The following is a 26944-nucleotide window of genomic DNA, read 5'->3' as shown; positions in this document are numbered from 1 at the left end:
CCACGCCCCCCGCCCCCCCCCGGCCCCCGCCCGGGGAACCTCGTTTCTGGTCGGGCGTCCCTCGGGGGGGGCGCCCGGGTGGGCGCCCACCCGTAGGCACGCTCGGCTCTACTTCCTATTTCTGCGCTTGGCCGATGTTGACCATCCAGGGGATGCCGAACCGGTCCGTACACATACCGAAGACGTCACCCCACATCTGCTTCTCCAGCGGAACGGAGACGGTGCCGCCGGCGGACAGCTTCTCCCAGTAGCCGCGCAGCTCGGCGTCGTCGTCGCCGCTCAGGCTCACCGAGAAGTTGCTGCCCGGCGTGTGGTCCATGCCTGGTGGGGTGTCGGCGCCCATCAGGGTGAAGCCGCTCGGAGTCTCCAGCATGCCGTGCATGATCTTGTCGGCTTCCGGAGTGCCCGGTGCCCCGGACTCCCCGAACGTGTTGAGCGCCAGCGTGCCGCCGAAAACCTCCTTGTAGAACTCCATCGCCGGTCGGGCGTCACCGTCGAAGCTGATGTAGGGGTTGAGGCGCGAAACCATGGAAACCTCCTAGATCGGACAGATGAACACGCAATTTCAGCCTAGTCCTGTACTGCGCCGGTCACCGTTTCAGGCCGCCCGCAGGCAAGAAGGTGTCCGGTTCATCGGTCGTCGCACGCCGATGAACCGGACACCCTCGTCTTATCCACCGCCGGACGTCACCGACCTCGGTGGAAAGGTCCTAGCGCGTCAGGCGGTACGCGTCGATGATCGTCACCGTGTGCGTGTTCCCGCCCGTGTCCGTCAGGCGGGCTCGGAGGGAGACGGACCCGGCGTCCGCGGGGTGGGCCAGCGTCACCTGCCGCGTGTTCCCGGAGGAGCGGACGGCCGTCTTCCGCCAGGTGGTCCCCGCGTCGTACGAGACCTCGACCGTGAGCGCCTTCGTTCCCCGCATGGCCGCCGCGCCCTCGACGACGAGCGGCACCGTCAGACGGGTGCCTGCCTTCGCGGTGCTGGCGGACGTCAGTTCGGGGGCGAAGCGAACCGAGGACAGCGGCAGTACGGCTTCGCGCGTGCCGGACACACGGCCGGAGACGAACGTCCAGGAGGCACTGACCCGGGTGCTGACCCCGGAGACCTCCGTCGGCCGGGAGAACTCCGTGGTGAGGCGGTAGGACTGCCGTGCCCCGGGGAGCGTGGTGACGGGCCGGCAGCGCAGGTACTTCCTCTCCAGTGCGCTCGATGTGCGGTACAGGTAGGGGACGCCGCCCGAGGTGAGGGTGACCTTGGCCGTCCCGGTCACGGAGTCGCCGACATGGCCGGAGCCGTCGGTGAACTGCGGCAGACATATCTTCAGGTCGTCACCGGTACGCGACACGCCTCCGCCACCCGGTCCTTCGGCCAGGCTGGGCCCGAACACGCCGGTGTTGAAGGTCTCCGAGTAGCTCCGTCCGGCCCGGTACGTCCGGCCCGCGCTGCTCTGGTACGTCTCGTGGCCGTCGTCCGCGCCCTTCTGCAGGAAGTCGAAGCCCCAGGTGTAGTTCTTGGGCACGGTGACGTAGTGCCGCTGACGCCCCGGGAGGGCGAAGTCGGTGGCGGCGACGCCGTAACCCTCGTCGAACGGCGAGTACCAGGTGGCCCCGACACTGCCCGTCTTGCCCGCCGCGGGAGCGCCCGCGCTGATGTCCGCGCGCGCGAGTTCGCTCGTACGTGTCGTGTGCGAGAAGCCGTCGAAGAACGAGCCGGATTTGGTGTACAGCAGGTCGTACGCGGTGTCGGTGCCCTTGCTGAAGGTGGCGCCGACCTGGGCCTCGAAACCGGAGGCGGGTGATGTCGCGCCGCCGGACTGGGCGATCCTGAGCCGCGAGAAGTCACCGCCGGTCAGGATGCCCACAGCGAGACTCGACCCGGCCGCGCGCATCACGTACGAGGCGTAGGCGCCGTTGGACGTGGCGTCGGGATCCGGTGGAGTGAGCGACACCGGCTTGGCCTCGCGGGCGTCCAGGACCGTGCTGGTGTCCTCGGTCAGCGACAGCCGCGGCTGCACCAGCTGCGCCGACCCCGCGGCCGAGCCGCTCCAGGTGGTGACAAGGGCGAAGACGTTGTACGCCCCCTTCGGCGCGCGGAACCGCGCGATGCCGTCGGTGTACCGCTGGTTCCACAGCAGGACCGGGCTGTCCAGGCCGTAGAGAATGATGAACGGGAAGTACGCCGGGTCGCCGTTGGCGTCAAGGACGTTCATCGTCAGGTCGTACGACTCCACCTCGGCGTCGGCCGCCACGGCGGTGCGTACGCTCTGGCCGCCGCCGGTGGCGACCAGCGCGCCCGAGTAGTCGCCCCCCCGCCGGTACGGTGCGGGTGTCGGCGGTTACGTCCACGGAGGCGGTGCCGCCCGCGGGCACGGTGACGCGCTTCGGCGATACGGAGAGCAGCCCCCTGGGAGCGGACTTTCCGTCGGCGTCGGTCGCCTGGACGGTCAGGCCGAGGGTGACCGCCGAGGTGCCGGTGTTGCGGTACGTGATCTGCTTGGTCAGCGGAGCGTCGTCGGTGTGCGGCCACCGCTGTGTGCCGAAGTCGACGGACGACGCCTCACCGCTCACCGTTTGACCGACGGCCTTCGCGACGTCCACGCGCCCGGTGCCCTGCTGCCGCACGGTCAGGCCGGTTGTGGGCTTCGCGGAGGAGACGAGGGCCTGCTTGAGCTGCTGCCCGGTCCAGTCGGGGTGCCGCTGGGCGAGGATGGCCGCGGCGCCCGCGACATGGGGGGTGGCCATCGAGGTGCCGTTGAGGGAGACGTATCCGTCGCCTGCGGGGACGCCTATCGTGCCCTCGGTCGCCTTCGCGGCGACGATGAACCGGCCCGGCGCGGTGAGGTCGGGTTTCAGGGAGCCGTCCTGCGTGGGGCCCACGCTGGAGAAGGTGGCGATCCGGTTCTGCTTGTCCACCGCACCGACGGTGAGCGCGGCGGCCGCGCTGCCGGGAGAGCCGATGGTGCCGGCGCGGGGTCCCTCGTTGCCTGCGGCGATCACGAACAGTGTTCCGGTCTTGGCGGACAGCGTGTTGACGGCCTCTTCCAGGGGGTCGGTGCCCGCGGTGTCGGCGCCGCCCAGGGAGAGATTGACAACGTTGGCATTCTGGTCCACGGCCCACTGCATGCCGGCGATGATGTCCGACTCGGAGCCTGATCCGCTGTCGTTGAGCACCTTGCCGTCGAGGATCTTCGCGCCGGGGGCGACACCCTTGTAGCGGCCGCCGGACTTGGCGCCCGAACCGGCCGCGGTGGAGGCGACATGTGTGCCGTGGCCGACCCGGTCCACGTTGTCCGGCGAGGAGCCGAAGTTCTTCTCGGCGATCTCCTGATCGGCCAGATCCGGGTGGGTCTGGTCCACGCCCGTGTCCAGTACGGCGATGGTGACGCCCTTGCCGTCGTAGCCGGAGGCCCATGCCGTGGGCGCCCCGATCTGCGGCACGCTCTTGTCCAGGCTCGCCGTCCGGGCGGCGTCCAGCCACACCTTGCCGATGCCGGAGGCGATCCGGGTGGCGCCCGCCCTGTCACCCGTACCGGCGTCCGTGAGCGCGTTCCACACCTGCGCGGTGCCGGACCTGGGCGCCTCGACCGCCTGGCCGTTGATCACCGGCAGGTCCCGCCCGGCGTCCGCGTCGGCGGCGGCGAGTTCCCGTTTGGCCGATGCCTCACCGGCCTTACGGTAGGTCACGATCAGCGGCGTCGAATCCCGCTGCGCGTCGTCATGGTCCGAGGCGAGCAGCTCCGTCACATCGAACAGCCGTCGGTCCACGGTGCCCTCGGCCAGCGGCCGCATCGCGTCCTCGGGGATCACGTAACTGCGGTCCTGGTAGCGATGGACGGAAATCGCGACGTCCTCGCGTCCCTCACCTGCCCGGACCCCGGTGACCCGCCCGGTGCCGTCGGTCGTCACCGTGTCCCCGGTGATCAGGGTGACGGTGCGGCCGCCGCTTGGCGCCGTACCTCCCGCCGGTGCGGTCTCCGCCGCGGCCGCCGGGCCGGGTCTGATCCCGGGCGCCATGCCCAGGGCCAGCGCGGTGGCCACTGCCGCAGCCCCCGAGCGTATCCATGAGTTCACGCAAACTCCTTTGTTACCAGGCGAGTTGATGGGTGTTCAGGTGCTGCCGTCGCGGGTGGCGGCACCATGATCCCCATTGCGGTACCTCCGCACAAGGCCGTCCCTGTCCGGGCGTGAGGAGACGACGCAGGCCCGGATCATCCTCGTCCGGACGGGCATTCCTCGGAGCCGGCTCGGTGGACCACTGCGTGGACGATGCGCAGGTGGCCGGAACGTCCTACGGGGACGTCGGCTGACCGGGGGCAACCAGTTCCCTCAGCGCCGCGTTGAGTTCGAGGACGTTCACCCGGGGTTCGCCGATGAAGCCGAGCGTGCGGCCCTCGGTGTGCCGCTCCACCAGTTGTCGGACCCGGTCCACGGGCAGCGCGTTCCGCTCGGCGACCCGGTGCACCTGGAGGTCGGCGTACGCCGGGGAGATGTCCGGGTCCAGGCCGGATCCGGAGGACGTGACCGCGTCGGCGGGGACCTGGGACGGCCGGACCTTGTGGTCGGCCGTCGAGTTCTCCTTGACGACCTCGGCCTTCGCCTCCTTCACCCACTTGACCAGTTCCGCGTTGTCACCGGAGCGGTTGGTGGCGCCCGAGAGAATCAGCTTGTACTGGGTGTTGACGGAGTTCTCGCCCAGACCGTTGGCGGGCCGGGGCTGGAAGTAGTCGAGCCCGTAGCCCTGTTGGCCGATGAGTGACGAGCCGACGACCGCGCCGCCCGACGTGAGTTCCGACCCGTTCGCCTTCGTGTGGAAGAACGTCTGGGCGACACCCGTCACCACCAGCGGGTAGATCACCCCGCAAACCAGGGTGAGGACGAGCAGGGCACGCAGCCCCGCTCCCAGCAGCCGGGCGGTGTTCGCGACCGAGTTGTTCATGACGATCAGCACGCTTTCGAGGGGAATTACAGCCCGGGGAAGAGGGAGACGATCAGGTCGATGATCTTGATGCCGATGAACGGCGCGATCAGGCCGCCCAGGCCGTAGACGCCGAGGTTGCGCCGGAGCAGCCGGTCCGCGCTCAGCGGCCGGTACCGCACCCCCCGCAGGGCGAGCGGCACCAGCGCGATGATGACCAGCGCGTTGAAGACGACCGCGGAGAGGATCGCCGAGTCGGGCGAGGACAGCCGCATGATGTTGAGCCTGTCGAGGCCCGGGTAGACCGTGGCGAAGAGCGCCGGGATGATCGCGAAGTACTTGGCGACGTCGTTGGCGAGCGAGAACGTGGTCAACGCGCCCCGGGTGATGAGGAGTTGCTTGCCGATCCCGACGATCTCGACGAGCTTGGTCGGGTCGGAGTCGAGGTCGACCATGTTCCCGGCCTCCTTGGCGGCCGAGGTGCCCGTGTTCATGGCCACACCGACGTCCGCCTGGGCCAGCGCCGGCGCGTCGTTCGTGCCGTCACCCGTCATCGCGACGAGCTTGCCGCCCGCCTGCTCCCGCCTGATGAGCGCCATCTTGTCCTCGGGAGTGGCCTCCGCGAGGAAGTCGTCGACGCCCGCCTCCTCCGCGATGGCCTTGGCCGTCAGCGGGTTGTCGCCGGTGATCATGACGGTCTTGATGCCCATGCGACGCAGTTCGTCGAACCGCTCGCGCATACCGTCCTTGACGACGTCCTTGAGGTGGATGACGCCCAGCACCCGGGCGCCTTCGCTGTCCTCGACCGCCACGAGCAGCGGGGTGCCGCCCGCCTCCGAGATCCGGTCGGCGAGGGCGGCGGCGTCCGCGGCGACCGCGCCGCCCCGCTCCTTCACCCAGGTGACGACCGAACCGGCCGCTCCCTTGCGGATCCCGCGTCCGTCGACATCCACTCCCGACATACGGGTCCGGGCGGTGAAGGTGACCCATTCGGCGTGTGCGAGTTCGCCCTGGTGCCGTTCGCGCAGCCCGTACCGCTCCTTAGCCAGGACGACGACGGAGCGGCCCTCGGGTGTCTCGTCGGCCAGCGAGGAGAGCTGGGCGGCATCGGCCAGCTCGGCCTCGGAGGTACCGCCGACCGGCACGAACTCGGCCGCCCGACGGTTGCCGAGCGTGATGGTGCCGGTCTTGTCGAGGAGCAGCGTCGACACGTCACCGGCGGCCTCGACCGCCCTGCCGGACATGGCCAGGACATTGCGCTGCACCAGCCGGTCCATGCCCGCGATGCCGATCGCGGAGAGCAGCGCGCCGATCGTCGTCGGTATCAGGCAGACGAGCAGCGCCACCAGCACGACCATCGTGAGGTGTGTGCCCGCGTAGTCCGCGAACGGCGGCAGCGTGGCCACCGCGAGCAGGAAGACGATCGTCAGCGAGGCCAGCAGGATGTTCAGCGCGATCTCGTTGGGCGTCTTCTGGCGGGCGGCGCCCTCCACCAGGCTGATCATGCGGTCGATGAAGGTCTCGCCGGGCTTTGTGGTGATCTTGACGACGACGCGGTCGGACAGAACCTTCGTTCCGCCGGTGACCGCCGAGCGGTCGCCGCCGGACTCACGGATGACCGGGGCCGACTCCCCCGTGATCGCCGACTCGTCCACGGACGCCACGCCCTCGACGACGTCACCGTCGCCGGGAATGATGTCGCCGGCCTCGCAGACGACCAGGTCGCCGACGCGCAGCTCGGTACCGCGGACCGCTTCTTCCCCGGCGCCGTCGACGAAACCGCCGGCGAGGCCGTTGGCGAGACCCCGTGCGGAAGCGTTGACGGGACCGTTGACGCAAGCGTCGCCCGAGCGGTTGACGCGTCTGGCGACGGTGTCCGTCCTGGCTTTGCGCAGCGTGTCCGCCTGCGCCTTGCCGCGGCCCTCCGCCAGCGCCTCCGCCAGGTTGGCGAAGACGACCGTCAGCCAGAGCCAGGCACTGATCGCCCAGCCGAACCAGTCGCCCGGGTCCTTGAGGGAGAAGACCGTCGTCAGGACGGATCCGACCAGCACCACGAACATCACGGGAGACTTGGCCATCACCCGCGGGTCGAGCTTGCGGAAGGCGTCCGGCAGCGACTTGACCAGCTGCGATATGTCGCTGTGTGTACGAGTCCTCATGACGCCAGCCCCTCCGCGAGCGGGCCCAGCGCGAGCGCCGGGAAATAGGTCAGACCGGTGATGATGAGGATCACGCCCACCAGCAACCCGGTGAACAGCGGCTTTTCCGTACGCAGGGTGCCCGCGGTCGCCGGCACGGGCCGCTGCCCGGCGAGCGAGCCGGCCAGCGCGAGGACGAACACCATGGGCAGGAACCGGCCGAGCAGCATCGCCAGCCCGAGGGTGGTGTTGAACCACTGCGTGTCCGCGTTCAGACCGGCGAAGGCCGAGCCGTTGTTGTTGGCCGCGGACGTGTAGGCGTACAGGATCTCGGAGAAGCCGTGCGCCCCGCTGTTGGTCATCGAGTTGCCCGGGGTCGGCAGTGCGAGGGCCGCGGCGGTCAGGACGAGCACCAGGGCGGGGGTGATGAGGATGTAGAGGGCCGCGAACTTGATCTCGCGGATGCCGATCTTCCTGCCCAGGTATTCGGGTGTGCGGCCGACCATGAGGCCGGCGACGAACACCGCGATGATCGCCATGATCAGCATGCCGTAGAGGCCGGAGCCGGTGCCGCCTGGCGCGATCTCCCCGAGCTGCATGCCGAGCAGGGTGATGCCGCCGCCGAGTCCGGTGAACGAGGAGTGGAAGGAGTCCACCGCGCCGGTCGAGGTCAGGGTCGTGGACACCGCGAAGATCGATGAAACACCGACGCCGAAACGGGTCTCCTTGCCCTCCAGCGCGCCGCCCGCGAGGTCGAAGGCCGGGCCGTGGTGGGCGAACTCGGTCCACATCATCAGGGTGACGAATCCGGCCCAGATGGTGGCCATGGCGGCGAGGATCGCGTACCCCTGCCGCAGGCTGCCCACCATGCGGCCGAAGGTGCGGGTCAGCGAGAACGGGACGACCAGGAGCAGGAAGATCTCGAAGAGGTTCGAGAACGGGGTGGGGTTCTCGAAGGGGTGCGCACTGTTGGCGTTGAAATAGCCGCCGCCGTTGGTGCCGAGCTCCTTGATGGCCTCCTGGGAGGCGACCGCGCCACCGTTCCACTGCTGTGCGCCGCCCGAGAACTGGCCCACCTCGTGGATCCCGGAGAAGTTCTGGATCACTCCGCAGGCGGCCAGGACGATCGCGGCGGCCACGGACAGCGGCACCAGGATGCGGACCACGCCGCGCACCAGGTCCGCCCAGAAGTTGCCGAGCTCACCGGTGCGGGTGCGGGAGTTGGCGAAACCTCGTACGAGGGCGACGGCGATCGCCATGCCGACGGCCGCGGAGACGAAGTTCTGCACGGCGAGACCGGCGGTCTGCACGACGTGGCCCATGGCCTGCTCGCCGTAGTACGACTGCCAGTTGGTGTTCGTGACGAAGGAGACCGCGGTGTTGAACGCCTGGTCCGGGTCGATCGAGGAGAAGCCGAGCGAACCGGGCAGCACACCCTGCACGCGCTGCAACAGGTACAGGAAGAGCACTCCGGCGGCCGAGAAGGCGAGGACGCCGCGCAGGTACGCGGGCCAGCGCATCCCGGTGTCGGGGTTGGCACCGATGCCCTTGTAGATCCACTTCTCGACACGCAGGTGCTTGTCCGAGGAGTAGACCCGGGCCATGTGGTCGCCGAGGGGGCGGTGGACGAGTGCCAGCGCCGCTGTGAGTGCCAGCAGTTGGAGAATGCCGGCGAGTACGGGGCTCATGGCTGTGCTCAGAACCTCTCGGGGAACACGAGGGCGAGGACGAGATAGCCCAGCAGGGCGACGGCCACGATCAGGCCGACGCCCATCTCGAAATTGGATGCGGCCTCGGCGGTCACAGCTTCGTCACTCCCTTGGCGACGAGTGCCACCAGCGCGAAGACCGCGATCGTGGTGACGACGAAGGCCAGATCGGCCATCGTGAGCTCCTGGGTGAGGTTCGGATGCGGTGCCGGTACCTGACGGACTGCGTCAGACTCCGGTGGACCGCCTTGACCTCTTGAGCAAACATCCGCCAGAGCCGCTCGCGGCGTTCGTTGACGGCTCCCTGACGCCGTTCCGCACGCTCTTGACGGATCTCATACGGCGGTACGCCGATGGGTCGGGCTGTTGCGGATCCTCGCCGTCGGGATTGGTTAAACCGCTGGTCCGGGCCTCGTGGCCACCACCATCCGGCAGCGCGGGCTGCCGTCGTCCCTGCGGCCGAACTCGGGCAGGGCCTGCAGCTCGAACGTGAAGCCGGCGCGGGTCAGCTCCCGCCGGACCTCGCCGAGCCGGAAGTCCCGGTAGTACATGACGAACGGGGGACGCCACACCGCGTTCCGTACCTTCATCGCCGCGTCGAACCCGAGCATGGCCCAGTAGCCGCGCGAGCCCGGGCGGGCCGGAGCCATGATCGGGAAGGCGAACCGCCCGCCGGGGCGGAGCACCGAGTGGACCTGCTCGAACAGCCCAGGCAGCTCGCGGGGCAGGAAGTGTCCGAACGCCCCGAAGCTCACCACCAGGTCGAAGGCCGGGCCGAACGGCAGGGCACGCGCGTCACCGCGCACCCAGAGGGCGGGCGGGCCACCCGGACTCTCCCGTCGCCTCGCCACGTCGAGCATGCCCGCGCTGATGTCGACGCCGGTGACGCGCTCCCGGCACACCGTTCGCAGCACTTCCATGCCCGCTCCGGTGCCGCAGCACAGGTCGAGCCCGCTCTCGAACGGCCCGAGGTCCTCAAGGGCACGTGCGACGGACCGGAGAAACGAGTCCGGCGTACGGAACGGGGTCTGGTCGAACTTCGGTGCGAGCAGGTCGTAGCCGTGCTCGACGGACGACAGCGCCTGCACGGCGAGTTCGCGGAACGTGGGGCCTTGCGGGGTGAACATCGCCGATCAGCATAGGGCTTCCCACCCGGGCTCTGGCCATGGCGCGGCCTTTCGGAGGCGCCCCGGCACTGCCACCCTCGACAGTGAGGAGTGCCGTCACACGTATGACGTTCCGCCCAGCGAAAGGCTGCACCTGCCTGATGACTTCCTTCCGCCCCGCACCCGCCTGGCTGGCCGACGCGGTCTTCTACCAGATCTACCCGCAGTCGTTCGCGGACTCGAACGGCGACGGGATCGGTGACTTCGACGGCATCGCCGAGCGGCTGGACCATCTGGCCTGGCTCGGGGTGAACACGGTCTGGCTGAACCCGTGCTTCGTCTCGCCGTTCGGGGACGCCGGGTACGACATCGCCGACTATCTGAACGTGGCTCCGCGCTACGGCTCGAACGACGACCTGGCCCAGCTCGTCGAGCGGGCGGGCCGCCGCGGTATCCGCGTACTCCTCGATCTGGTCGCGGGGCACACCTCCGACCAGCACCCGTGGTTCACGGCGTCGGCGAACGATCCCGGGGACCACCGCTACATCTGGGCGTCCGAGGGCCGCCCGGACGGCTTCGTGGCCTCGCCCGGCAGCCGGCCGGGTGCGTATCTGCCGAACTTCTTCGCCTTCCAGCCCGCCCTCAACTTCGGTTACGCACGGATGAGTCCGGCCGAACCGTGGCGTCAGCCGGTGGACGCGGAGGGCCCGCGCGCCAACCGCGAGGCGCTGCGCACGATCATGGACCACTGGCTGGGCCTCGGCCTGTCGGGCTTCCGCGTGGACATGGCCGCGTCGCTCGTCAAGGACGACCCGGACAAGGCGGAGACGAGCAGGCTCTGGACGGAGTTGCGGCACTGGCTGGACCGTACGCATCCGGAGGCAGTGATCCTCTCGGAGTGGGGCGAGCCGGAGGTCTCCGTCCCGGCGGGGTTCCACACGGACTTCTTCCTCCAGTTCGGCGGCCCTTCGGACGGTCTGGCGCTGCGCTCGCTGTGGAGCAACGGCTCCGGGACCGTCAACCTCGACTGGGACCCGCTCGACTGCTTCTTCGACCCGAGCGGCAAGGGCTCGCCGCGGCCCTTCGTGGAGGCCTGGCGGCAGGCGTCCACGGCCCTCGGCACCAGCGGCTTCATCTCCCTGCCCACCGCCAACCACGACTTCTCCCGCCTCAACTGCGGGCCCCGCTCGGCCGAACAGCTCCCGGTCGCCTTCGTCTTCCAGCTCACCTGGCCCACCCTGCCCGCCATCTACTACGGCGACGAGATCGGCATGCGTTACATCCCGGACCTCCCCGACACCGAGGGCAGTGTGCTCGGCCCCCGCTACAACCGCGCCGGCTCCCGCACGCCGATGCAGTGGGACGACGGCCCGAACGCCGGTTTCTCGACGTCCGCGCACCCCTACCTCCCGGTCGACCCCGCTCCGGACCGCCCCACCGTCGCCGCCCAGCGCGCCGACGACACGTCCCTCCTGCATCTCGTACGCCGTCTCATCGCCCTGCGCACCTCGACTCCCGAACTCGGGCCGGACGGGTCGGTGGAGGTCGTCCACGCGGGCTACCCCTTCGTGCACGTACGCGGCGGGCGGTATCTCGTCGTCGTCAACCCCCAGCAGCGGCGGACGACGTGCTCACTCGGGGACCTCCGTCCCGGCCGGCCCCTCGAAGTCTTCGGCGTCGACACCGCCGACGGCACGCTCAGCGCCGAGGCGTTCGGCTACGGGATCTTCGGGCTGGCCCCGTGACGGAACGGCGGGTCCTGCGAATGCCACGGACGGCAGTCGCAGGCCGTCACAGGAAGGGGGTACCCGGGTCGACACCGGAGAGTACGCGGCCGTAGATCTCCAGGTTGGTGGCGGGGTTGATGAAGGAGTGCAGGCACAGGGCCTGAATGTCGCGGACGATGCGCTGCATGGGCACGTCCCGCTGGAGGGAGGAGGCGCCGGCGGCCGAGGCGAGCAGATCGACGGCCTCCTTGCAGAGCCGGGTGAGGTAGCCGCTCTCGGCGCGGATCCTGGCCCGTTCCTGCGGGGTGTACGAGCCGTCGTCGCGGGCCTTCGTCTCGATCTCGTCGATCAGCCGGGCGGCCACCAGTTCGGCGGCGGAGATCCTCATCTGGGCCTCGGCGGCCTGCAGATGCGTGACGGTGGCCTCGTTCTGCCGCTCGTAGAAGGTGTACGTGATGCCGCGCCGGTGGATGCGCTCGCCGAACTCGGTCATCGCCGCGCGCCCCAGGCCCAGCGCCGCCGACGCCGCCCAGGCGCAGAACAGCAGCAGCACCGGCATGCGGTAGAAGGGGTCGTCCGCGTTGGTCTTGGACGGGGTCTGCCCGGCGAGCATCGGTCCGACCGGCAGCACCCGGTGCGCGGGGACGGGAATGTCCCGGGCCACGACGGTGTTGCTGCCAGTACCGGCGAGACCTGTGGCATCCCAGTCGTCCAGGATCTCCAGCTCGGACATCGGCACCGCGACCCACACCATCTCCGGGGGGCCTTCCTGGGGCTGCCCCTCGGCCGGGACCACCGCGGCCGTCAGCAGATGCCACTGCGCGTGGTGACACCCGGTCGCGAACGCCGAGGCGCCGTCCACCCGGTAGCCCCCGTCGTACGGCACCGCCGTGGCGCCGGGGACGAGCGTGCCGCCGATCCTGACGTCCGGACCGCTCGGTCCGGTGAAGAAGTCGTCCTGCGCCTCGTCGGGGAAGAGCGCCGCGATGTACGAGACTCCCGCCTGACCCAGTGTCACCCACGCCGTGGAGGCGCACTCGACGGCGATCTCGGCGAAGACGTCGATCTGCGTGCGCAGCGGAGTCTGGTAACCGCCGTATCGTGCGGGGACGTTCATCCGGTGCACACCGGTGCCGGTCAGCGCGACGACGACCTCGTCCGGCACCCGCCGTTCGTGCTCGGCGCGCACCGCGTTCCGCCGGATCAGGGGTCGTAGTTCGCGTATACGCTCGACGATCTCCGCATCGGCCATGCCGACCACCGTGGCGCGAGGCATCACCGCTGTCAACGCCCCGGGATCCGGCCGTTCGGCCATCGCCTGACGGGATAGTGCTACAGTGCCATCAGCACTCGTGTACGCCTCCTTCAGGCGCCGGTGCCGATCCACTCTCCATCAGCTGGTCCGCCCGTCGATTCCCGACCGGCGCAGCGAATTCTCCGCACCACCTCTCTCCGTACACGGTTCGAGAAGTGACGCGTTCCGCCGTGCAGGGCGTGAAGACACCGCCCCTGCCCCGGCCTCTCCTCATCCCCCATGCCCCATGAATCCCCGAACTTGAACCCGTCCCCGAAAGGACAACCATCATGACCACCACACTCGAACGCCCGCCCACTCCCGTCACACAGGAGCAGGCCGTCGGCGTACTCGACATCACCTCGAACGGGCAGGGCCACCTGCGCTCCGAGAAGCTGCTCCCCGGAGCGGCCGACCTTCAGGTCTCCTCCGCACTGATCCGCCGGTACGGCCTGCGCAAGGGCGATCTCGTCGAAGGCGTACGCGGCCGGCAGCGCGCCCTCACCGAGGTCGAGCGGATCAACGGCCGCCCTGCCGAGGAGGCACGCGGCCGCCCGCACTTCCGTGACCTGACCCCGCTGCATCCGCGCGAGCGGCTGCGGCTCGAACACCCCGCGGGCGGTCTGACCACCCGCCTCGTCGACCTGGTCGCGCCGATCGGCAAGGGCCAGCGCGGCCTGATCGTCGCCCCGCCCAGGACCGGCAAGACCGTGCTGCTTCAGCAGCTGGCCGCCGCCGTCGCCGGCAACCATCCCGAGTGCCATCTGATGGTGGTACTCCTCGACGAGCGTCCCGAGGAAGTGACCGACATGCGCCGCTCCGTCCGCGGTGAGGTGCTCGCCTCCACGTTCGACCAGAGCCCGAAGCAGCACATCGCGCTGGCCGAGCTGGCCATCGAGCGCGCCAAGCGGCTCGTCGAGGCGGGCCAGGACGTCGTGATCCTCCTCGACTCGCTCACCCGGCTGTGCCGGGCCCACAACAACGCCGCCGCCGCGGGTGGCCGCACGCTGAGCGGCGGTGTGGACGCCGCGTCGCTCCACGAACCCAAGCGGCTCTTCGGCGCGGCCCGCCTCGCCGAGGAGGGCGGTTCACTCACCATCCTCGCTACGGCCCTCGTGGAGACCGGCTCACGCGCCGACGACTTCTACTTCGAGGAGCTCAAGAGCACCGGCAACATGGAGCTCCGCCTCGACCGCACCCTCGCGTCCCGCCGCGTCTTTCCCGCCGTGGACATCACCCCGTCGGGCACCCGCCGGGAGGAACTCCTCATTCCGGCAGCGGAGTTGACGGCCGTACGAGGCCTGCGGCGCGCTCTGCACTCCCGTGGTGACGGCCAGGCGGACCTCGAAACCCTGCTGGACCGGTTGCGGCAGACCCCGGACAACGCGACGTTCCTGAGGCACGTCCAGCAGACGGTGCCGGGCGGACGGTAGAACCGACCGGAGCCGAGCTCTCCGGAGTCGGGTCGGCCGGTCAGCCGAGCCGGCCGGCGAACGGCCGCTGCGGCATCCGGGTGTTCGACAGCTCCGTCCGGCCGGGGCAGCCCGCCTCGCGACCTGGGCGTTCCTACGTTTGCGGTATGACCATCGGATTCTCTGCCCGAACGGCCGTTTCCTGCTCCGCCCTCTGCCTCGTCGGGGCGCTCGCTCTCACGCCGGGACCCGCCGCGGCCCACGGCCCGGCGGACACGACCGCCGACGGCTTCGGCGCCGGGACGGGCAACGCACACACCGAGCCCACGCCGCCGAGCATCGCCAAACCGCCCCGTTCGACGCTGGACCGGCCCGGGACACAGGCCCGGCCCCGGGCAGGGGTGCCCGGAGTGCCGCGTGACATCTCCGCGCGGTCGTGGCTGGTGGCCGACGCCGACACCGGCGAGGTGCTCGCGGCACACGACGCCCACCGCAGACTGCCGCCCGCCAGCACGTTGAAGACCCTCTTCGCGGTGACCGTGCTCCCGGTGCTGCCCCCGGGGGTCCGGCACACCGTCACCGAGGCGGACCTGGCGGACGTCAGCCCCGGCAGCAGCGTGGTCGGGGTCCGCGCGGGGCGTACCTACCAGGCGTCCGACCTGTGGCGGGGCGTCTTCCTGAACTCCGGCAACGACGCCGTCCACGTACTTGCCGGGATGAACGGCGGCTGGCGCAGTACCGCCGCCCAGATGCAGGCCAAGGCGCAGGCCCTGGGCGCCCGTGACACGCGGGTCGTGTCACCCGACGGCTACGACTCGCCCGGCCAGGTGTCGTCCGCGTACGACCTGGCCGTCTTCGGGCGTGCGGGGCTCCGCAGCACGGACTTCGTCCGCTACTGCGCCACCGCGCACGCGACGTTCCCCGCCGACGGCTGGGCGTACAAGATCCAGAACACCAACCGGCTGCTGACCGGCGCCGACGGGGTCGCGCCCTATCCGGGGCTCATCGGCATCAAGAACGGTTACACCTCCCAGGCCGGCAGCACGCTCGTCGCCGCCGCACGCCGGGGCGGGCACACCCTCGTCGTCACGGTGATGGACCCTCAGGAGGGCGGCGGGTTCGCCGTGTACGAGGAGGCGCGGTCGTTGCTCGACTGGGGTTTCAAGGGCGTAGGGCGTGTCGAGCCGGTCGGATCGCTCCTGCCGCGTCCGGTGTCCCGGGCGACCCCGAGTCCGGCCACCGCGCCGCGGCCGGGACCCGCTTCGGCAACCGCTCCGCAGGCCGGCCTGGCGGTGCTGCCTCCGGGTGACGCTGACGACGGCTCCGACGGGGCCCTTGACTGGCTGGTCACGACGGGCGCGATCGCGGGCGCCGCCGGTTTCGGCGCGGGAGCCGTGGTGCTGGCCCTGCGTTTCCAGGGCAGACGGTCCGCCCGGCGCTGACCGGCGGGCGGACCCCGACGCGTCATCGAACCAGCTGTCTCACTGATTGGTCCACACGCGGATTTCCAGAACTTCCAGAACCTCTGGAACCTCTGGAACGTCCAGAGCCTCTAGAACACCGACAGGCCTGTGAGGGTCGTGAAGCGGTCCAGCGCCGCGACTCCGGCCATCGAGTTGCCGTGCCCGTCCAGGCCGGGGCTCCATACGCACAGCGTGCAGCGGCCGGGGACGACGGCGATGACACCGCCGCCCACTCCGCTCTTGCCGGGCAGGCCCACGCGGTAGGCGAACTCGCCGGCCGCGTCGTACGTGCCGCAGGTGAGCATGACCGCGTTGACCTGCTTCGCCTGACTCTGCGTCAGCAGGCGGGTGCCGTCCGCCCGGATGCCGTGGCGGGCGAGGAACCCGGTGGCCAGGGCGAGGTCGGCGCAGGACGCCTCGACGGAGCACTGGCGGAAGTACTCGTCGAGGAGCACAGGGACCGGGTTGTCGATGTTCCCGTACGCCGCCATGAAGTGGCCCAGCGCGGCGTTGCGGTCGCCGTGGGCGGACTCGGAGGCGACGACGTCCTCGTTGATGGCGAGGTCCTCGTTGCCGCTCTCCGCGCGCAGGAAGTCGAGGAGGGTGCCCGCCGCGTCGCCGGTCTGGGAGTGGAGCCGGTCGGTGACGACGAGTGCGCCCGCGTTGATGAAGGGGTTGCGGGGGATTCCGCTCTCGTACTCCAGCTGGACGAGGGAGTTGAAGGGGTTGCCGGACGGCTCACGGGCGACGTGTTCCCAGAGTTCGTCCGCCTCGCGGGCCAGGTCCAGCGCGAGGGTGAACACCTTGGTGATGGACTGCGTCGAGAACGGCTGCCGCCAGTCGCCGACGCCGTACACCGTGCCGTCCAGCTCCGCGACGGCCATACCGAACCGGTGCGGGTCGCAGGCCGCGAGCGCCGGAATGTAGTCGGCGGGGCGGCCGCGGCCCGGCGTCTTCTCGATCTCGGCGATGATGCGGTCCAGGATGGGCTGGAAGGTCAGGGGCGAACTCATGATCGCCATTCTGCCGCCCACAAGGCCGAAGCACGGCGGGGCTCGTGTGGGTGCGCAGTTCCTACTCGCCCACACCCGCCGCCACATCCCCAGGGCGCGCCCGCGTGGCTCACCTCACCCCAGCCTCCTCAGAGGCGCGGGGAACTGCGCACCCAGCCCCCACCCACCCGCCGGCCCGCCGACACATCCCCTCGGCGGGCCGGGACCGGGACCGGGACCGGCGGGCCCGCGCGCCGAGGGCCTACACGCTGGGAAGCGGGTCCAGGGCCCGGGTCGGGCGGATGTGGCCTACCACCGCGCCGCCCCCGAGCAGCGGCGCCCCGGCGAACTCGGCGAGCGCGGCCGGATCCACGCCGCAGCGGGCGAGGGCCGCCGCGGTGACGGGTATGCGCGCGCGATCCGCCCCGTCAGCGATCTTCACGGCGACGGCCCGCCCGTCCGGCAGCGCCGCGACCTGCACACCTTCGAATCCGTCCTTCGCGAGCAGCCCCGGCACGGCACGCATCAGCGCGGCGACGTCCCGCCCGGACCCGGACGCCATCTCGGCGTGCGTGCGCATCGCGTCGGCCACCCGCGCTTCCGGCGTACCGGAGGGAGCCGTCGTGATCCGGGCGGCGGCACGCGCGAGCCCGTGCAACGAGACGGCGAACAGCGGAGCGCCGCAACCGTCGACCGTGACCTGCGCGATCGCCTGCCCTGTCAGGTCCTCGACGATCTCCGCGATCACCTGCTGGAGCGGATGCGCGGGGTCGAGGTACTCGTCGAGCGACCAGCCGTTCAGCCGCGCCGTGTAGAGCATCGCGGCATGCTTGCCCGAGCAGTTCTGGGCGAGCCTCGACGGCAGCCGCCCGGCTCGGATCCAGTCCTCCCGGACGACCGGGTCGAAGGGCAGGTCCGGGACGTTGCGCAGGTCGTCCTCGGTGAGTCCGGCGAGTTCCAGGATCCGCCGGGTGCCCGCGAGATGGCGTTCCTCGCCGGAGTGGCTGGCGGCGGTCAGGGAGAGCAGGTCGCCGTCGAGCGGCAGCCCGGCCCGCAGCATCGCCACCGCCTGCACCGGCTTGAGCGCCGAGCGCGGGTAGAAGGCCGATTCGATGTCACCTATCTGCAGGTCCACGCTCCCGTCGGCGGCCAGCACGACCACCGAGCCGTAGTGGACGCCTTCGATGACACCGCCGCGGATGAGACGGGCGACCGGCGCGTGCAGCGGTTCACGGACCGAAGGCGCCGCGGCGAAGGAGCTCCCGCAGCAGGCAAGGGCGTTGGGGCTCATGCGTCCACCTCGCCCTTCCGCAGGGCCGCGACCCGGCCACGTACGCCGTACCAGCCCGCCACCAGCGCCGCCACGATCAGCGGGAGACACAGGACCGTCGTACGGCCCGCTCCCCCGTCCGCGTACATGAGGACGAGCACGGAGGCGAGGAAGAGGAGGGTCACCAGTTCGGTCCAGGGCGAGCCCGGCAGGCGGTAGCCCGGCCGCTCCAGCTCGCCCTCCTCCGTCTTCCGCCAGAACTGCAGATGACAGATCATGATCATGCCCCAGGTGGAGAGAATGCCGAGTGCCGCGAAGTTGAGCACGATCTCGAAGGCGTCGGCGGGGACGACGAAGTTGAGCCCGACACCGAGCACGCAGATACCGCTGGTGAGCAGGATTCCGCCGTACGGGACCTGGCTGCGGCTCATCACGGAGGTGAACCTGGGCGCCGAACCCGACATCGACATGGAGCGCAGGATGCGGCCGGTCGAGTAGAGCCCGGAGTTGAGGCTGGACATGGCGGCGGTCATCACGACGAGGTTCATCACGCCGCCCGCGGCCGGGATGCCGATGTTGGAGAGCACGGTCACGAACGGGCTCTCCCCGGCGGTGTACTTGTTCCAGGGCAGCAGCATGGACAGCAGCAGCACCGAGCCGACGTAGAAGAGACCGACCCGCCACATGATCGAGTTGATGGCCTTCGGCAGGATCTTCTCGGGGTTCTCCGTCTCGCCCGCCGCGACGCCGACCAGTTCGACGGAGGCGTACGCGAAGACGACACCCTGGATGATCAGCAGCATCGGCAGCAGGCCGCTCGGGAAGAGGCCGCCGTTGTCGGTGATCAGGGAGGGGCCGGGGGTGGCCCCGTCGACGGGCTGCTGGGTGACCAGCACGAAGATCCCGATCAGCATGAAGGCGACGAGCGCGCCGACCTTGACGATGGCGAACCAGAACTCCAGCTCCCCGAAGATCTTCACGGAGATGAGGTTCACGGTGAGCACGACCGAGAGCGCGATCAGGGCGATCACCCACTGGGGGATGTCGGAGAACATGCCCCAGTAGTGGGTGTAGGTGGCGACCGCGGTGATGTCGGCGACGCCGGTGGTCGCCCAGTTCAGGAAGTACATCCAGCCCGCGGTGTAGGCGCCCTTCTCGCCGAGGAACTCCCGGGCGTACGACACGAAGGCGCCGGAGGACGGCCGGTGGAGGACGAGTTCGCCCAGGGCCCGGACGACGAGGAAGGCGAAGACTCCGCAGACGGCGTACGCGATGAAGAGGGACGGGCCCGCCTCGGCGAGCCGGCCACCGGCACCGAGGAAGAGGCCCGTGCCGATGGCTCCGCCGATGGCGATCATGTTGACGTGCCGGGACTTCAGGGACTTGCTGTACCCCGCGTCACCGGCGTCGACATGACCGCCCGCCTTCCGTACAGGCTCCGCCTGCCCTGACTGTCCTGCCTGCCCTGACTGTCCTGTCTGTTCTTCGAGGGACTGCTCGCTCACGCCTGGGGTCCGCCTTCTGTGGGGGTGTCCGCGAGGTCGGCGCGCTCGGGGCGCACGATCGCGGTGAGGGTCGTCTCGACGCGGTCGAGGTGGTGTGCCATGGCGTCGGTCGCGTCGACCGCGCTGCCGTCGACGAGAGCCTCGACGATGGCGCGGTGTTCGCGGTTGGACTGCTCGCGGCGGCCGCCGAGTTCGTTGAGGAACGCCGACTGCCGGGCCAGCGCGTCCCGGATCTCCTCGATGACGCGACGGAAGACCGGGTTCTGGGCGGCCTGGGCCACGGAGAGGTGGAAGAGCGTGTCCATGGCCACCCACGCGGTGGTGTCCCGCTCGCGCTCCATCCGGTCGAGGAGGTGAGCCAGGTGGTCGAGGTCCTCCGGCGTCCGGCGCACGGCGGCGTATCCGGCCACCGGGATCTCGACATGCCGCCGGACCTCCATCAGGTCACTGGCCGTGTAGTCGCCGAAGGTGGGGTCCTCGACGGGTCCGGCCGACACGACGAACGTGCCCTTGCCGGTCCGTGACACGGTCAGCCCCATGGTCTGCAGGGCGCGCAGGGCCTCCCGCAGCACGGGCCGGCTGACCTCCAGCCGTCGGCACAGCTCCGCTTCGGAGGGCAGCTTGTCCCCCACGGCGTACTCCCCGCGCTCGATGGCACCCCGTAGGTGCCCGAGCACGGCTTCCATGGCGCTGATACGCCTCGGCACGGAGCCACTGGAGCCAGCTGTCTGGCTGTCTGACAGGTTCACGAGAGCGATCCTGCGGGGCACGGGAGGCGACTGTCAAGGTTGCTGAAGCAAAGGGCAGCATACAGATCCTCGCGGCGCGGGAGCCGGGCGGCCACCAGCACCCGGTCACGCGCAGCCGGTCCCCTGCAGCCAGTGACGTACGGCCGGTCCCGCTGCACCGGACGTGACCTGGGCGCCTACCCCCAGACAGCCTCGGCCACCGCGACCCCCGCGAAAGCCGCCCCGAGTCCCGAGTCCCGCGAACACACTCGCGGTCGCGTTGACGGCGGCATAGAGACGAGCACCGCGCTCGGCCGGCCGCAGCGTCTCGCAGGAGAAGGGCGAGTACGTACTGAGCGCCCCGCACAGGCCCGCGCCGAGCAGCAACTGGAGGTGCGAGGACGCCGCACCCGCCGCGGCCGCGCCGGTCAGCGTGCCCAGGCCTCGGAGCAGGGGTCGGGCATACGGGTCTGTCTCCTGGTCGAGGCGGGAGATCAGCCTAGCTCCCGGCGGTCAGGACGCGCCCGAGGCCTCCTCGGCGTCCGACGCCCCCTCGGCGTCCGTCGCCTCCTTGGTGTCCGTCGCCTCCTTGGCGATGGCGTCGAAGCGGGCCGCCATCGCCGCCTGGAGCGCCTGGGCCGCCGACAGGGGGCGGACCATGACGGTGAAGTCGTCGATCTGCCCGCTCTCGTCGAAGTGCAGGAAGTCGCAGCCCTGGATGGCCCGGTCCCCCACCCGCGCCTCGAAGACGAGGGCGAGGTCGCGGCCGTCGGGGTTCGCGATCTCCCGGATGTAGCGGAAGTCCTCGAACACCTGCAGGACGGCGCCCAGAATCGCGGAGGTGATCGGCTTGCCGGCGTACGGCTTGAAGACCACCGGGCTGGTGAACACGACGTCCTCGGCGAGCAGGCCGACGACGGCTGCGTGGTCGCCGGCCTCGACCGCCTTGCGGAAGGGGTGCATCAGCATCTACCTCTCATTTTTACTAATCAATATATTGATTAGGTGTGCCGGACGGTACTCCGGGAGTGTGTCAATCCGCAACGGGTCCGAGGGGTACGGAGGCAGCCCGGCGAGGTAGGAAGGAACCACCGACCCGGAGGTGCTGTCATGTACTACCCCCTGACCGTCCGTGACTTCCTCGACCGTGCGGCCCACGTCTATCCGGACCGCGTCGCCGTCGTCGACGAACCGGAGCAGCCCGGGCCGAGCCTCGGCGAGCTCACCTACCGGGAGCTGGCGACGCTCGCCCGCGCACAGGCGGCCAGGCTCGACGAGCTGGACATCCCGGTGGGCGGGCGGGTCGCGGTGATCTCGCAGAACTCGGCGCGACTGCTGACCTCGTTCTTCGGCGTCTCCGGTTGGGGGCGTGTCCTCGTACCGGTGAACTTCCGGCTCACTCCGTCGGAGATCGACTACATCGTGCGGCACTCCGGCGCCTGCGTCGTCTACGCGGACGCCTCCTGCGCGGACGTGCTCGACACACTCGACGTCAAGCACAAGTTCGTCCTCGGCGACGACGAGGACCTCTTCCTGCGCGGAGTCGAGCCGCGGGAGTGGGCGCAGCCGGACGAGGGCGCGACGGCCAGCGTCAACTACACGTCCGGAACGACCGCCCGCCCCAAGGGAGTGCAGCTCACCCACCGCAACCTGTGGCTGAACTCGGCCGTGTTCGGACTGCACACCACCATCAGCGACCGTGACGTCTATCTGCACACACTCCCGATGTTCCACGCCAACGGCTGGGGCATGCCGTACGGCGTCACAGGTGTCGGTGGCCGGCACATCGTGCTCCGCCAGATCGACGGGGCCGAGATCCTGCGCCGCGTCGAGCGGCACGGCGTCACCCTGATGTGCGCGGCGCCCGCCGTCCTGAACGCCGTACTGGACGCCGCCGCCGACTGGGAGGGCGAGGTTCCCGGCCGCGACCGGGTCCGTATCGTCTGCGCGGGCGCACCGCCCCCGACCCGCACGATCGAGCGTGTGATGGGCGAGCTGGGCTGGGAGTTCATCCAGATCTACGGGCTCACCGAGACCTCGCCGCTGGTCACGGTCAACCGCGGCCGCGAGGAGTGGGACGACCTGGAACCCGCCGAGCGCGCCCGCAGGCTCGGGCGGGCAGGGGTGCCCGCTCTCGGCGTACGCGTGGATGTCGACGTGGACGGGGAGGTGCTGACCGCGTCGAACCACAACCTCGACGGTTACTGGGAGCAGCCCGAGGAGACGGCGAAGGCCCAGGCGGGCGGCTGGTTCCACACCGGGGACGGCGGATACCTCGACGACGAGGGGTACCTGGTCATCTCCGACCGCAAGAAGGACGTCATCATCTCCGGTGGCGAGAACGTCTCGTCGATCGAGGTGGAGGACGTGATCACCTCGCATCCGGCGGTTCGCGAGGTGGCGGTGATCGGCATTCCGGACGCCAAGTGGGGAGAGCTGGTGACCGCGCTCGTGGTGACGGACGGATCCGGTGTCACCGCCGAGGAGTTGATCGCCCACTGTCGTACGCGGCTCGCCGGTTTCAAGACGCCCAAGCGGGTCGACTTCGTGGAGTCGCTCCCGCGCACGGCGACCGGGAAGCTGCAGAAGTTCAAGCTGCGCGAGCCGTTCTGGCGGGAGTGACGGAAGGGGCGACGCCGGTTGGGGGTGTGCCGGAACCGGGTCCCGGTTCCGGCACACCCCCAACCGACCTTCAGACCGTCACCGGTGGCTGAACCACGCCATCGCCGGCAGCGCCCTGTCGTCTTGACGCCCTCGCCTGCCCGAGGGCAGGCGATTCCGGTCCGTACCGCTCCGCAGCACCACCACGGGTTCCTGTTTCACAGGCCTCTGCCGACCGGTAAGGGTCGGTCTTACATGGCCTCCACAAGCCTGGCTTCCCGCCCGTCCGGCGGTAGGCCGGACAACTCCGTTGCCCGACCAGGCGATCCTGGCCATGCCGTGGCGACCCTCCGGGCCGCTATGGGCAGGATGCCCCTCACCTCCACCCCGAAGGGCGGATCACTGGGCAAGTGTTCGATAGCCGCAGTACGACAGCCCGATGACGTCGAACTTCACACCGTTGGACACAGCGCTGTCGAACCACCAGCGGGTGCCGGCCAGGTCGCCGCCCTTGGCGAGGTGCAGCGCCACGGTCGTACCCGAGTTGACCGCCTTGACCGCGTCATGGCCCGAGTTGAGCAGCCCGGCGAGCTGCGACCAGTTCGAGGTGGAACCCGCGTTCCAGAGCATGCCGCCGTTGATCTCGTTGCCGACCTGCACCATGTCCGCCGTGGTGCCCTGGGCCTTCAGCGCGTTCAGGACGTCGTACGTGTGGTTGTAGACGTCGGTCTTCAGCTGACTGTAGGAGTGTCCGGCCCAGGCGGCGGGCTTGGACTGGGCTCCCGGGTCGGCCCAGGTGTCCGAGTAGTGGAAGTCGACGAGGAGCTTCATGCCCTGCGCCTTGACGCGCTTGGCGGTCGCGAGGACGCGCGCCTTGTTGTTGTAGCCGTCCGCCGGGTTCACCCACACCTTGAGGCGGGCGTAGTTCTGCCCGGCGGACTTGAGGATGGCGAGGGCGTCACCGGTCGTGCCGGCACTGTTCTTGTAGACCCCGCCCTTGGCCTCGCTCTTGGCGAGTGACGACAGGTCGGACCCCTTGATGGCCAGGCCTGTCGCACCGGCGGTGAAGGTCAGGTCGTCGACGTTCGTCCAGTTGCCCGCCTTGGCGTCGGAGTTGACGCTGATCGTGCACTGGTTGTTCGTCACCGCGACGGAGGTGACGATCCGGATCCACCCGCTGGACTCGACCGGGATGTCGGTGCGTTGTTCCGAACTTCCGCAGTTCTTGAGCGCGATGTACGCGGAGTTCTGACCGCCGCCCGAACGCACCCAGGCGGTGAGCTTGTAGGTGCCGTTGGCGAGACCGGAGAGGTACTGGTACGTCTCCACCTTGTACGCGGAGGCCGAGTAGTGCGTGAGCCGGTAACTCCCGCCGTGGCCACCGGACTCGGTGAAGGAGGCCGCGTTCTGGCCGCCCGCCGAGTAGGTCGACCAGCCGGCCGGGGTGGCCGTGCCGGTGCCGTCCGACTCGAAGCCGGCGTTGGTGAGGGTGCTTGCCGCGCTTGCGCTCTGCGCGGGCAGCACGGTGAGGGCGAGGCCGGCTGCCAGCGGTAGCAGCAGGGCCTTGAGTGTGCGTCCCTTGAGTGTGCGTCTGGGATGGAACATCGTCGTCCGTTGTCCCTTCGACGTGAGGTGGTTGTGTGCCCCGGGGTGGGGCTGGGGGGTTCTTCGCCCCCTCCGCCCCTTCCCGTCCCGTTCCTGGGGGCTGCCGCCCCCAGACCCCCGCATCGCGCTGAACGCGCTCGTCCTCAAACGCCGGACGGGCTGGAATGCCAGCCCCTCCGGCGTTTGAGGAGCGGGGGTTCGGGGGCGGAGGGGGCGAAAACAGCGGGCCGGCGAACCGGCTCAGTCGTCGAGGCGTACGACCCGCACGGCCCCCGCGGGCACCGCGAGGCGCCCCGCGGCCCGTTCACCGGTGAGCAACTCCGTGCCATGCGCGTCGAGCGGCACCTTCACCTCGACACCGGAGTGGTTGATCGCGAAGAGGAACGTCCCCGACTCCCCCGCCCGCCGCACCACTTCGACATCACGGGGCAGGTCGGCACGCGGCGCGATCCGCGCGTCGTCGGCCGCCCAGCCGATCAGGGCGTCCAGTCCCTGGGCCCCGAGGCGCGTGGACACGTACCAGGCGGAGCCCTCGCCGAGACGATTCCGGGTGACCGCCGGACGGCCGGCGGCGAGCCCGTCGGCGTACGTCCACACGGTCTCGGCGCCGCGCGGCACCACGAATTCGCTCCACACGTCACCGGCGAGTTCGGAGCCATCGGGTCCTGTGATGCGCACCTGGTCGCCCGCGAGCAGCGGCGAGAACTCCTCGACGGTCAGACCGAGCACGTCGCGCAGCGGGCCGGGGTACGGGCCTTCGTGCACGGCGTCGTGCTCGTCGACGATGCCGGAGAAGTACGAGACGACGAGCGTGCCGCCGTTTTTGACGTACTCCTTGAGGTTCAGTCCGGCGGCCTCGGTCATCAGGTAGAGGGCCGGTACGACGACCAGGGGGTAGGCCGACAGGTCGGCTTCCGGGTGGGCGAAGTCGACGGTGAGGTGGCGGTCGTAGAGGGCCTCGTAGAAGGCGTCGGCGCGCTCGCGCGGATCGTGGTCCTCGCTGGGACGCCACTCGAGGTTCTGGGCCCACCAGGAGTGCCAGTCCCACAGGACGGCGGCGTCGGCCCGGGTGCGGGTGCCCCGGACCGCGCTCAACGAGTCGACGGCCGCGCCGAGTTCGACCACCTCGCGCCAGACGCGCGAGTCGGTGCCGGCGTGCGGCAGCATCGCCGAGTGGAACTTCTCCGCGCCGCGCCGTGACTGCCGCCACTGGAAGAACATCGCGCCGTCGGAGCCCCTGGCCACATGTCCGAGGGAGTTGCGGGCCATCTGGCCCGGCGCCTTCGCGGGGTTGCGGGTCTGCCAGTTGACGCCCGACGTGGAGTGTTCGAGCAGCAGCCAGGGGGCGCCGCCGGCCACGGAACGGGTGAGGTCGGCGGCCATCGCGAGGTTCACCTGCGTACGGCGGCCGTCGGTGATCAGGTAGTGGTCGTTGCTGACCAGGTCGACCTCGCGGCCCCAGGCCCAGTAGTCGACGGAGTCGCACTGGCTGAGGGCTGTCATGAAGTTCGTGGTGACCGGGACACCGGGCGCCAGGCGGTGCAGGATGTCCCGCTCGGCCACGAAGTTCTCGCGCATGGTGGCGTCGGCGAACCGCTTGTAGTCGAGCGCCTGGGCGGGGTTGCCGACCGTCGGGGCCGTCCTGGGCGGGTTGATCTGGTCGAGGTCCGCGTACCGCTGGCCCCAGAACGCCGTGCCCCAGGCCTCGTTGACCGCGTCGAGCGCGTCGGCCTTGCCTGCCTCGTCCGCCCTGCCTGCCTTGCCTGCCTCCTCCGCCGTGCCGTACGTCTCGACGAGCCAGCGGCGGAAGTGTGCCGCGCAGTTGTCGCAGTAGCAGGCCGAGACCGGGACGCCGTACTCGTTGTGGACGTGCCACAGGGCGAGTGCGGGGTGCTCGGCATACCGGGTGGCGAGCTGTGTGGTGATGTTCGCGGCGGCCGACCGGTAGTGCGGGTTGCTGTGGCAGATGGCGCCGCGCGAGCCGAACTCGTAGCGGGTCCCGTCGGCGGCCACGGGCAGCGCCTCGGGATGCTCGCGGTAGAACCAGGCAGGCGGCGCGACGGTCGGTGTGCCGAGGTCGGCGCGTATCCCGTTCTCGTGCAGCAGGTCCAGCAACCGGTCGAGCCAGCCGAAGTCGTAGGTGCCCGGCGAGGGCTCAAGGAGCGCCCAGGAGAAGATGCCGACGCTGACCATGGTGACGCCGGCCTCGCGCATCAGCCGGACGTCCTCGTGCCAGACGGCCTCCGGCCACTGCTCGGGGTTGTAGTCCCCACCGAAGGCGAGCCCGGTGAGGCCCTTGGGGGTGGTCTCCGGCATGGATTGTCTCCCGGTAAATCGATCATTTGGGAACGTGCACACACAACGCCAGGGGCGTGAGGCCAACATAACCGCACAGCAACAACCATTGACAAGTGTCCGGGATGTTTCTCTACTGTGAACGCTCACAGAAGCATGGCAGGCCTCCGCAGCAGGCGGAGACC

At 70.1% G+C, this 26944-nt stretch carries 19 protein-coding genes and 2 pseudogenes; 4 read left to right on the top strand and 17 right to left on the bottom strand.

The features are described from left to right. Positions 1-115: 115 nt before the first annotated feature. From AB0D14_RS35920 to AB0D14_RS35885, 8 genes are all read right to left on the bottom strand, one after another. Complete coding sequence (locus tag AB0D14_RS35920; RefSeq protein ID WP_362787301.1) at positions 116-529, bottom strand: VOC family protein; 414 nt, start codon at positions 527-529, stop codon at positions 116-118. A gap of 181 nt (positions 530-710) precedes the next feature. Continuing rightward, positions 711-2249 carry a hypothetical protein gene (locus tag AB0D14_RS35915; protein ID WP_362787300.1) on the bottom strand — a complete coding sequence of 513 codons (1539 nt, stop codon included), beginning with the start codon at positions 2247-2249 and terminating at the stop codon, positions 711-713. Further along, complete coding sequence (locus tag AB0D14_RS35910) at positions 2197-4071, bottom strand: S8 family serine peptidase (protein WP_362787299.1); 1875 nt, start codon at positions 4069-4071, stop codon at positions 2197-2199. The genes AB0D14_RS35915 and AB0D14_RS35910 overlap by 53 nt, the downstream gene beginning before the upstream one ends. 217 nt (positions 4072-4288) lie before the next feature. Next, entirely contained in the window at positions 4289-4936 is a 648-nt protein-coding gene (locus tag AB0D14_RS35905; protein WP_362787308.1) for a potassium-transporting ATPase subunit C, read from the bottom strand. 26 nt (positions 4937-4962) lie between these two features. Next, positions 4963-7074 carry a potassium-transporting ATPase subunit KdpB gene (gene kdpB, locus AB0D14_RS35900; protein ID WP_362787298.1) on the bottom strand — a complete coding sequence of 704 codons (2112 nt, stop codon included), beginning with the start codon at positions 7072-7074 and terminating at the stop codon, positions 4963-4965. Continuing rightward, positions 7071-8741, bottom strand: a complete 1671-nt coding sequence (gene kdpA, locus AB0D14_RS35895; RefSeq protein ID WP_362787297.1) for a potassium-transporting ATPase subunit KdpA — start codon at positions 8739-8741, stop codon at positions 7071-7073. Before kdpA ends, kdpB begins: the two co-directional genes overlap by 4 nt. Before the next feature lie 8 nt (positions 8742-8749). Further along, positions 8750-8857, bottom strand: a complete 108-nt coding sequence (gene kdpF, locus AB0D14_RS35890) for a K(+)-transporting ATPase subunit F (protein WP_362787296.1) — start codon at positions 8855-8857, stop codon at positions 8750-8752. A 296-nt stretch (positions 8858-9153) separates the two neighbouring features. After that, positions 9154-9888 carry a class I SAM-dependent methyltransferase gene (locus tag AB0D14_RS35885; RefSeq protein WP_362787295.1) on the bottom strand — a complete coding sequence of 245 codons (735 nt, stop codon included), beginning with the start codon at positions 9886-9888 and terminating at the stop codon, positions 9154-9156. 140 nt (positions 9889-10028) lie between these two features. On the opposite strand from AB0D14_RS35885, the gene AB0D14_RS35880 reads away from it, so the two are divergent. Then, positions 10029-11612 carry an alpha-amylase family glycosyl hydrolase gene (locus tag AB0D14_RS35880; RefSeq protein ID WP_362787294.1) on the top strand — a complete coding sequence of 528 codons (1584 nt, stop codon included), beginning with the start codon at positions 10029-10031 and terminating at the stop codon, positions 11610-11612. A 46-nt stretch (positions 11613-11658) separates the two neighbouring features. Here the strand turns inward: AB0D14_RS35880 and AB0D14_RS35875 are convergent, their stop codons facing one another. After that, the gene (locus AB0D14_RS35875) at positions 11659-12909 is read right to left on the bottom strand and encodes a flavin-dependent monooxygenase (RefSeq protein ID WP_362787293.1); all 1251 of its coding nucleotides are present in this window, start codon (positions 12907-12909) and stop codon (positions 11659-11661) included. A gap of 269 nt (positions 12910-13178) precedes the next feature. Between AB0D14_RS35875 and rho the strand changes: the two genes are divergently transcribed. Both rho and AB0D14_RS35865 read left to right on the top strand, forming a co-directional pair. Continuing rightward, entirely contained in the window at positions 13179-14321 is a 1143-nt protein-coding gene (gene rho / locus AB0D14_RS35870; RefSeq protein WP_362787292.1) for a transcription termination factor Rho, read from the top strand. 146 nt (positions 14322-14467) lie between these two features. After that, on the top strand, positions 14468-15742 hold the full coding sequence (locus tag AB0D14_RS35865; RefSeq protein WP_362787291.1) for a serine hydrolase: 1275 nt from the start codon (positions 14468-14470) through the stop codon (positions 15740-15742). Positions 15743-15852: 110 nt separating this feature from the next. On the opposite strand, the gene AB0D14_RS35860 is transcribed toward AB0D14_RS35865, so the two are convergent. From AB0D14_RS35860 to AB0D14_RS35835, 6 genes and pseudogenes are all read right to left on the bottom strand, one after another. Next, the gene (locus AB0D14_RS35860; protein WP_362787290.1) at positions 15853-16785 is read right to left on the bottom strand and encodes a glutaminase; all 933 of its coding nucleotides are present in this window, start codon (positions 16783-16785) and stop codon (positions 15853-15855) included. A 232-nt stretch (positions 16786-17017) separates the two neighbouring features. Further along, positions 17018-18046, bottom strand: a complete 1029-nt coding sequence (locus AB0D14_RS35855; protein ID WP_362787289.1) for an asparaginase — start codon at positions 18044-18046, stop codon at positions 17018-17020. Beyond that, a complete protein-coding gene (locus AB0D14_RS35850) occupies positions 18043-19530 on the bottom strand; it encodes an amino acid permease (RefSeq protein WP_362787288.1) in 1488 nt (495 codons plus the stop codon). The genes AB0D14_RS35855 and AB0D14_RS35850 overlap by 4 nt, the downstream gene beginning before the upstream one ends. Then, positions 19527-20216 (bottom strand): FadR/GntR family transcriptional regulator, encoded by a 690-nt coding sequence (locus AB0D14_RS35845; RefSeq protein WP_362787307.1) that lies wholly within the window; start codon positions 20214-20216, stop codon positions 19527-19529. The genes AB0D14_RS35850 and AB0D14_RS35845 overlap by 4 nt, the downstream gene beginning before the upstream one ends. 239 nt (positions 20217-20455) lie before the next feature. Beyond that, a pseudogene (locus tag AB0D14_RS35840) lies at positions 20456-20699 on the bottom strand (CrcB family protein); the annotation flags it as partial. A 72-nt stretch (positions 20700-20771) separates the two neighbouring features. Continuing rightward, complete coding sequence (locus AB0D14_RS35835; protein ID WP_362787306.1) at positions 20772-21221, bottom strand: nuclear transport factor 2 family protein; 450 nt, start codon at positions 21219-21221, stop codon at positions 20772-20774. 147 nt (positions 21222-21368) lie between these two features. On the opposite strand from AB0D14_RS35835, the gene AB0D14_RS35830 reads away from it, so the two are divergent. Then, entirely contained in the window at positions 21369-22880 is a 1512-nt protein-coding gene (locus tag AB0D14_RS35830; protein WP_362787287.1) for an AMP-binding protein, read from the top strand. 396 nt (positions 22881-23276) lie between these two features. Here the strand turns inward: AB0D14_RS35830 and AB0D14_RS35825 are convergent. Both AB0D14_RS35825 and AB0D14_RS35820 read right to left on the bottom strand, forming a co-directional pair. Then, positions 23277-24464, bottom strand: a pseudogene (locus AB0D14_RS35825) (glycosyl hydrolase 53 family protein); the annotation flags it as partial. A 240-nt stretch (positions 24465-24704) separates the two neighbouring features. After that, on the bottom strand, positions 24705-26780 hold the full coding sequence (locus AB0D14_RS35820) for a beta-galactosidase (protein WP_362787286.1): 2076 nt from the start codon (positions 26778-26780) through the stop codon (positions 24705-24707). Positions 26781-26944 lie beyond the last annotated feature (164 nt).

This window comes from Streptomyces sp. NPDC048484, from assembly GCF_040651415.1.
Taxonomy (GTDB): domain Bacteria; phylum Actinomycetota; class Actinomycetes; order Streptomycetales; family Streptomycetaceae; genus Streptomyces.
This window is presented reverse-complemented; position numbering and strand designations above follow the sequence as displayed.